The sequence below is a fragment of the Bacillus sp. PAMC28748 genome (assembly GCF_014250415.1).
Classification (GTDB): domain Bacteria; phylum Bacillota; class Bacilli; order Bacillales; family Bacillaceae; genus Bacillus; species Bacillus licheniformis.
Genome location: NZ_CP060192.1, coordinates 1,223,985 through 1,232,500, shown reverse-complemented (window position 1 = coordinate 1,232,500; position 8,516 = coordinate 1,223,985). Strand labels below are relative to the sequence as shown.

The 8,516-nt window shown below is 45.4% G+C and carries 6 protein-coding genes and 1 rRNA gene (1 of these 7 only partly in view); all 7 read right to left on the bottom strand.

The genetic code is table 11. The features are described from left to right. Positions 1-565, bottom strand: a 16S ribosomal RNA gene (locus H7F26_RS06220); it reaches 985 nt to the left of the window's first position. Positions 566-901: 336 nt separating this feature from the next. Next, entirely contained in the window at positions 902-3,370 is a 2,469-nt protein-coding gene (gene gyrA / locus H7F26_RS06215; protein ID WP_003178095.1) for a DNA gyrase subunit A, read from the bottom strand. A 190-nt stretch (positions 3,371-3,560) separates the two neighbouring features. Next, positions 3,561-5,474, bottom strand: a complete 1,914-nt coding sequence (gyrB, locus tag H7F26_RS06210) for a DNA topoisomerase (ATP-hydrolyzing) subunit B (protein WP_009330043.1) — start codon at positions 5,472-5,474, stop codon at positions 3,561-3,563. 59 nt (positions 5,475-5,533) lie between these two features. Beyond that, complete coding sequence (gene remB / locus H7F26_RS06205; RefSeq protein ID WP_003178090.1) at positions 5,534-5,776, bottom strand: extracellular matrix regulator RemB; 243 nt, start codon at positions 5,774-5,776, stop codon at positions 5,534-5,536. A 17-nt stretch (positions 5,777-5,793) separates the two neighbouring features. Beyond that, positions 5,794-6,906, bottom strand: coding sequence for a DNA replication/repair protein RecF (recF, locus tag H7F26_RS06200; RefSeq protein WP_003178089.1), 1,113 nt, complete (start codon positions 6,904-6,906; stop codon positions 5,794-5,796). 16 nt (positions 6,907-6,922) lie between these two features. Continuing rightward, positions 6,923-7,138: a S4 domain-containing protein YaaA gene (gene yaaA / locus H7F26_RS06195; protein ID WP_003178084.1), complete on the bottom strand. Its 216-nt coding sequence runs from the start codon at positions 7,136-7,138 to the stop codon at positions 6,923-6,925. Positions 7,139-7,305: 167 nt separating this feature from the next. Further along, complete coding sequence (gene dnaN, locus H7F26_RS06190) at positions 7,306-8,442, bottom strand: DNA polymerase III subunit beta (protein WP_003178080.1); 1,137 nt, start codon at positions 8,440-8,442, stop codon at positions 7,306-7,308. Positions 8,443-8,516: the final 74 nt, after the last annotated feature.

The window sequence follows — 8,516 nt, the reverse complement described above, 5'->3', positions numbered from 1 at the left end:
CGGACAACGCTTGCCACCTACGTATTACCGCGGCTGCTGGCACGTAGTTAGCCGTGGCTTTCTGGTTAGGTACCGTCAAGGTGCCGCCCTATTCGAACGGTACTTGTTCTTCCCTAACAACAGAGTTTTACGATCCGAAAACCTTCATCACTCACGCGGCGTTGCTCCGTCAGACTTTCGTCCATTGCGGAAGATTCCCTACTGCTGCCTCCCGTAGGAGTCTGGGCCGTGTCTCAGTCCCAGTGTGGCCGATCACCCTCTCAGGTCGGCTACGCATCGTCGCCTTGGTGAGCCGTTACCTCACCAACTAGCTAATGCGCCGCGGGTCCATCTGTAAGTGGTAGCTAAAAGCCACCTTTTATGATTGAACCATGCGGTTCAATCAAGCATCCGGTATTAGCCCCGGTTTCCCGGAGTTATCCCAGTCTTACAGGCAGGTTACCCACGTGTTACTCACCCGTCCGCCGCTGACCTAAGGGAGCAAGCTCCCGTCGGTCCGCTCGACTTGCATGTATTAGGCACGCCGCCAGCGTTCGTCCTGAGCCAGGATCAAACTCTCCATGAAATAATGGAGCGCAGATTAAGTTCGTCACATCCTGTGACAACATCTGCATGACCTGCATCGTGCAGGCCCCTGACTACGCACACTTACATGTGCGATTTATAATGAATTAACAGGTACGTTTTGTCTTGTTTAGTTTTCAAAGAACTTCGCTGCCGCTCTCAAAGCGACCACTTAAATATAACATTTATGAGAAAAGCGGTCAATACTTTTTTGAAAAAGTTTTTGTTGTTGTTTTTATAAGCGACCAAGAGAAATTATAGCACATTATGTTCCTGATGAAAAGATTATATTTGAAAGATTGAATAGAAAAACATGCAGCCATTTGGCTGCATGTTTTTATGATTCATCCGCTTCCTGTTCTTCTGAATCGTTCTCTTCATCTTTTTCAACTAAAGCGACAGTCGCGACATGCTCTTGTTCACCTAAGCGGATAAGTCGCACACCTTGAGTGACGCGTCCGGTCGTGGAGATATCTTTAATATCCATCCGAATGATCACGCCGCTTGCTGTGATGATCATTAAATCTTCTTCTCCTGTCGTTGCTTTCACTGTCACAAGAGATCCGTTATTTTCTGTGATTTTGCAGGTTTTCAGCCCTTTTCCTCCGCGGCTTTGCACCCTGTATTCTGAAGCGGGCGTCAGTTTTCCGTAGCCCTTTTCAGTTACGATTAGCACGTGTGAATCCTCTTCCAAAATCTCCATGCCGACAACAACATCGTCATCTGTCAGATTGATGCCCTTAACGCCGGCTGCTGTTCTTCCCATTTGCCTTACATCTGTTTCAGGGAAACGGATGAGCAGACCGTTCTTCGTGCCGATAATAATTTGTTTATTTCCATCCGTCAGGCGGACAGCGATCAATTCATCCTCATCGCGGAGGCTTAAGGCGATCAATCCATTATTGCGGATATTCGCGAATTGAGAAAGCGGTGTGCGTTTTGATATTCCGTGTTTTGTCGTGAAGAACAAATAAGACTCGTCATCAAATTCGCCTACCGGAATAATCGCGTTGATCCATTCTCCTTTTTCCACTTCAAGCAGGTTAATAATCGGAATTCCCTTCGCTGTCCGTCCGAATTCAGGGATCTCATATCCTTTCGCACGGTACACCTTCCCTTTATTCGAGAAGAAGAGAATGGTGTCATGGGTGGATGTTGAAATCAGGTGTTCAACGAAGTCGTCTTCATTTGTACCCATGCCCTGAATGCCTTTCCCGCCCCGTTTTTGGCTGCGGTAAGTAGAAGAAGGCAGACGTTTGATATATCCGTTATGAGTTAAAGTCACAACGATATTCTCGCGCGTGATGAGATCTTCATCCTCAATCGTCTCAAGGCCCGATGTCACGATTTCAGTACGGCGCTCATCATTAAAGCGCTCTTTAACTTCTGTGAGCTCTTCCCGAATGATTTCAAGAACTTTCTCTTCGTCTGCTAAGATTGCTTTTAGCTCTGCAATCAGCTCAACAAGGCTTTGATATTCCTCTTCGATTTTTTCGCGTTCCAGCCCTGTTAAACGCTGGAGACGCATGTCCAAAATCGCCTGGGCCTGTTTTTCAGTCAAAGAAAACTTCTCAATCAATCCGTTTTTTGCGATTTCAGCCGTTTGCGAATTTCTAATTAGGGAAATAACTTCATCAAGGTGATCAAGCGCCACTCTCAAGCCCTCAAGAATATGGGCCCGCGCTTCCGCTTTGCGAAGCTCGAATGCAGTACGCCTTCTGATCACGACTTTTTGATGGTCGAGATAATGCTCCAGACACTGCTTCAAGCTCAATACTTTCGGCTGGCCGTCAACAAGCGCCAAAAGATTAATGCCGAATGATGTTTGAAGAGCGGTCTGCTTGTACAAGTTATTTAACAGTACATTGGCATTTGCATCCCTTCTCAGTTCAATGACGATGCGCATTCCGTTTCGGTCTGATTCATCGCGGAGATCCGTAATGCCGTCGATTTTCTTATCGCGCACTAGATCGGCGATTTTTTCGATCAGCCTTGCTTTATTCACTTGGTACGGTATTTCCGTAATAATGATTACCGGTTTGCCGGAAGATGTTTCTTCGATTTGAGCTTTGGCTCGAAGCGTAATTGATCCCCGGCCTGTTTCATAGGCCTTTCGGATACCGCTTCTTCCCAAGATCAGCCCTGCTGTAGGGAAGTCGGGTCCAGGAATGATCTCCATCAATTCCGGAAGCGTGATATCAGGGTTTTTGCTGACCGCCAAAACACCGTCAATGACTTCACCGAGCTGATGCGGCGGGATGTTTGTGGCCATACCTACAGCAATACCGGCCGCTCCGTTGACAAGCAAGTTCGGAAATCTCGCAGGCATAACAACCGGCTCTTTTTCCGAACCGTCATAGTTGTCCTGGTAATCGATTGTGTCTTTATTGATGTCGCGCAGAATTTCCATTGATATTTTAGACATTCTCGCTTCTGTGTAACGCATGGCCGCAGCCGAGTCGCCGTCAACAGAACCGAAGTTTCCATGGCCTTGAACGAGCATGTACCGATAGTTAAAATCCTGCGCCATTCTGACCATGGCTTCGTAAACAGCAGAATCACCGTGAGGGTGGTACTTACCGATAACTTCGCCGACAATACGCGCGGATTTTTTATACGGCTTATCACTTGTCATCCCAAGGTCGTTCATCGCATACAATATTCTTCTGTGCACCGGCTTCAGACCGTCTCTTACGTCCGGAAGAGCGCGGGAAACAATAACACTCATTGCGTAATCTAAAAAAGATGTGCGCATTTCCTGACTGATATTGACTTCCTGAACTTGGGGCTTATGTTGTTCACTCATTAAAAAACCTCCCTGGAGAATCTACATGAGTTGTGTGGGAGTAGATTTGTATTTATACTCTTCAACGAATTAGGCTATTCTCCATTATATCAATAATCTTGATTTTATACACATCAAATGACTAGAGCGCCAAAGGCTCATTCTAGAAAAGACCTTATTTCAATTAAGCGAAAATAAGGTCTTACAATCATTAAATATCCAAATTCTTTACATATCGGGCATTCTCTTCGATGAAGTTGCGGCGCGGTTCAACCTTGTCGCCCATCAGCATTTCAAAGGTTTCATCCGCATCAATCGCATCTTTGAGCGTTACTTGAAGCAATGTCCGCGTTTCTGGATCCATCGTCGTTTCCCAAAGCTGTGTCGCATTCATCTCGCCCAAACCTTTGTAGCGCTGCAGGCCTGGCTTAGGATTTTGCGGAAGCTCTTTTAAAATTTCTTCGAGCTGCTGGTCATTGTACGCATACTCAACGCGTTTCCCCTGCTGTACTTTGTAAAGAGGCGGCTGAGCGATGTAGACATATCCTTGTTCGATAATCTGTCTCATGTAGCGGTAGAAAAAGGTCAGCAGCAATGTTCTGATGTGTGCACCATCGACGTCGGCATCCGTCATAATCACGACTTTGTGGTAGCGGGCTTTTTCAAGGTTGAAATCTTCCCCGATTCCGGTGCCAAGGGCGGTGATCATAGAACGAACCTCATTGTTGGACAATATTTTGTCCAGGCGGGCTTTTTCGACGTTCAAAATTTTCCCTCTCAAAGGCAAAATTGCTTGGAAATGACGGTCGCGGCCCTGTTTTGCCGATCCGCCCGCAGAGTCACCCTCAACGATGTAAAGTTCGGAAATCGTCGGGTCTTTAGAAGAACAGTCAGCAAGTTTCCCCGGCAGATTGGACACTTCAAGGGCGCTTTTTCTGCGCGTCAATTCGCGTGCTTTCTTTGCAGCCATCCGTGCTCTGGCGGCCATAACCCCTTTTTCAACGATTTTTTTCGCTGAATCCGGGTTTTCTAGCAGAAACTTTTCAAGCGCTTCTGAAAATAGCGCATCTGTTATCGTACGCGCTTCTGAGTTGCCGAGCTTTGTTTTCGTCTGCCCTTCAAATTGAGGATCCGGGTGCTTGATTGAAATAATCGCTGTCAAACCTTCCCGGACGTCTTCTCCGCTTAAGTTCGGATCGCTTTCTTTGAATACGCCGTTTCTTCTCGCGTAATCATTGATGACCCTCGTCAAACCGGTCTTAAAGCCGGCTTCATGGGTTCCGCCTTCATACGTATGAATGTTGTTAGCAAATGAATAAATGTTGCTTGTATAGCTGTCATTGTATTGAAGAGCCACCTCGACTGTAATGCCGTCTTTGGATCCTTCAATATAGACCGGCTCTTCATGAATAACTTCCCGCGAACGGTTCAAGTGTTCAACATAGCTTTTAATACCGCCTTCATAGCAGTATTCATTCTTGCGTTCTTTTCCTTCTCGCTTGTCTTCGATCGTGATTTTGACGCCTTTTGTCAAGAAAGCGAGTTCGCGGACACGAGTGGCGAGCGTATCATAGTCGTATTCAGTCGTTTCCGTGAATATTTCCGGATCAGGCTTGAAGTGTGTGGTCGTTCCCGTCACTTCCGTATCTCCAATGACTTTCAAATCAGCTTTCGGAACGCCACGTTCAAATTCCTGATAATGGATTTTTCCATCTCTGTAAACCGTTACATCCAGCTCGGTTGAAAGGGCGTTAACAACAGAAGCACCGACGCCGTGCAAACCGCCCGAAACTTTATATCCGCTTCCGTCAAACTTTCCTCCGGCGTGCAGGACAGTCATGATGACTTCCACAGCGGGACGACCCATCTTCTCATGAATACCGACCGGGATACCCCGTCCGTTGTCTTTTACTGTGATGCTGTTGTCTTTTTCAATTGCGACATTGATTTCAGTGCAGTAACCGGCCAATGCTTCATCGATGCTGTTATCGACAATTTCCCATACTAAATGGTGCAGACCTTTGCCGCTTGTCGACCCGATGTACATTCCGGGTCTTTTCCGAACGGCTTCCAATCCCTCTAGAACCTGTATCTGATTTTCATCGTAATTATTTTGCTGTTCCATTGCCACGCACATTCACCTACACTTTTCTTCAAACATAATAAATTTATAGTTAAGATTCTTTATGAATCGATTTCCGGCTTGGATTGCGCCCGTTTTTTCAACGTGCCTGAGGCTAAAGGAGAAAAATAAATCGATTGTAATGTGACAACAATTGACTTCGGCGTGCTGTTAGAAGAGACAATCCGCTGTTTTTGCTTGCTTAAAAACTCCTCAACAATCGGCGATGTCTTTGCCTTGTAATCAAAAATAGCCACAATTTCACGCGTTGAGACGACAAAATCGTCACCTAAGTGGATATACAATCCCTCACCCCATTTTTTCAGTCCGATAGCGTGCCATTTTCAACACGAAAGATTTCCGCTTCGTTTAAGGTTTTATGATCAATTCCATCAACGCTTGTCGTTGTTACGAATGTTTGAACGCGGCCTTGAATGGTGTGGAGCAAGTGAGACTGCCGATAGTCGTCCAGCTCTGATAAAACATCATCCAAAAGCAGAATCGGGTATTCTCCTATCTCTTCCTGAATCAAGTCGATTTCAGCCAATTTAAGCGACAATGCAGTCGTGCGCTGCTGGCCCTGCGATCCGTAAGTCTGCACATCACGGCCATTGACATAGAAAAGAACATCATCCCTGTGGGGACCTGAAAGAGATACCCCCCGTTCTATTTCTTTATCTCTTAATTTAGAAAACGTTTCTTGATAACTATTGATCATTTTCGACAAATCGGGCGAATCTGATACGTGAAGAGACGTATGATACTTTAACGTCAGCTCTTCCAGACCTCTTGAAATTCCGGAATGAATGGGCTGAGCCCATTTTTCAAGCTGATCGACAAACTGAAGCCGTTTCATCACAACCTTTGCCGCGAATTCCGTAAGCTGTTCCGTCAGCACGTCAAGCATCGTTTGATCGGTTTGCTTTCTCGTTTGAAGCTGCTTCAAGAAATGATTCCGTTGTGAAAGGATTTTTTGGTAAAGAGAAAGGTCATGAAGATAGACAGGTGATACTTGGCCGATTTCCATGTCGAGAAACCTTCTTCTGACCTGAGGACTTCCTTTTACGAGATTTAAATCCTCCGGCGCGAACATAATCGTGTTGACAGCCCCGACATACTGGCTCAGCTTCTGCTGTTCAATATGATTCACTTTACCTTTTTTTCCTTTTTTGGAAATCACAAGCTGAATGGGAACAGAACCGTTTTTTTTAATGACCCTGCCTTCTATTTTAGCATAGTCTTCATCCCATCGTATGAGTTCTTTATCATTTGACGTCCGATGGGATTTCGCCATCGCAAGCACATAGATCGCTTCCATCAAATTTGTTTTTCCTTGAGCGTTCTCTCCGATAATCACGTTCACTTTGTTCTCAAATTGAAGGTCAAGGCGCTCATAATTACGGTAAGACGATAATGTAAGATTTTGGATATACAATCAATACCACCTGCTTTTAGCCGACGACTTGAAATGAACCGAATCCTTCAATCGTCACCACATCTCCGACATACAGTTTTCGTCCGCGGCGGTTATCCGGCTCGTCATTGACGAGTACTTCATATTCCGATAAAAACCATTTTGCCATTCCTCCGGACTGAATGACATCCGCCAATTTCAAAAACTGGCCGAGGGTAATCATCTCTGTATCAATAGCCACCGTCTTTGTCATTATATCGACCTCTTTCAATATCACTAATATCTAATTGTACTAAAAAACAGGGAAAGAAGGAAAGGGGAAACTTGCGGTATGAGCAATCAAGGCAGGGCGAGAGCGCTTTTCTCCAGAAAAAATAAGAGAAGCTGCCGGACCAGCCGGCAACTTTCTATTCCAACAAATTAATACGTCCGGACAGGAAGAATTAATTGGACGATCGAATCGTCATTCGGCGTACGGATCAGAAAAGGCCTCATAGCGCCTGTGAAGCTTACATGAATGTCCTCTCCTTCAAGAACTTTAAGGGCATCCAGCATATATTTCGGACTAAAGGATATCTTTAAGTCTTCCCCTTCGATCTGCTCGGCATTCACCGTTTCAACAACCTTTCCGATTTCCGGAGAGTTTGAAGAAATTTCGATCGACTCATTGGCGGCTGCGGAAAGTTTCACCACGTTGTTTCGTCCTTCTCTCGCCAAAAGCGAAGCCCTGTCGATCGCCTGGAGAAATTCCTTAGTATTGACAATCAAGTTCGTTTTGCTTTCCTGAGGAATCAGGCGGTTCGTATCCGGATAGTTTCCGTCAAGAAGCCTGGAGAAAAACAGAACGTTTTTTGTTTTAAACAGCACTTGTGTTTCGGTAATCACAATATCGACAAGCTCCTGATGGTCATCAAGGATTTTGCTGAGCTCGGTTAAGCTTTTTCCTGGGATGACGACATTGTATGAACTGTCTTCGTTAATGTCGAGCTTAGCTTTCCTTAGCGCAAGACGATGACTATCCGTTGCAGTGCATATTAATTCACCGCCAGTGACATTCCAGTTTACACCTGTCAAGATTGGGCGTGTTTCTGAGGTGGACACTGCAAAAACGGTTTGGCGGATCAGGTTTTTCAGCAGATCGGTCGGAATTTGAAAAGCGTGATGCTCTTCAATTTGCGGCAAAAGCGGATATTCGCTTGCATCCAAACCGTTTAAGTTAAACTCTGCTTTGCCGGAGCGGATGATCGTTAAGTATTGATTTTGAACCTCGATTTCCACTGTTGACATCGGCAGCTTTTTGACAATTTCACTGAAAAAACGGGCTTGAAGCACAATGCTGCCGGGCTGTTCAATTGTCACGATCTCTAAATCGCCGTCTTCTTTCGGGATAAACGATTCAATCGAAATATCGGAATCGCTGCCTGTCAGAGAGACCCCTTCATCAGAGGCCACGATTTTAATACCGGTTAAGATCGGAATCGTCGTTCTTGAAGAAACGGCTTTTAACACATCTTGGACACTTTCGACCAGGCGGTCTTTTTGAATTGTAAACTTCATAATCATCCTCCTTGCGGGAATCTATTAATTATTATGTTTTAAAAAAATAGCAGAAGTACTAGTAGGGGCTGTGG

Coding starts and splice junctions, on each gene's coding strand:
- gyrB (WP_009330043.1), bottom strand. CDS start 5,474: ATGGAACAGCAAAATAATTACGATGAAAATCAGATACAGGTTCTAGAG.
- yaaA (WP_003178084.1), bottom strand. CDS start 7,138: ATGACAAAGACGGTGGCTATTGATACAGAGATGATTACCCTCGGCCAG.
- dnaN (WP_003178080.1), bottom strand. CDS start 8,442: ATGAAGTTTACAATTCAAAAAGACCGCCTGGTCGAAAGTGTCCAAGAT.
- gyrA (WP_003178095.1), bottom strand. CDS start 3,370: ATGAGTGAACAACATAAGCCCCAAGTTCAGGAAGTCAATATCAGTCAG.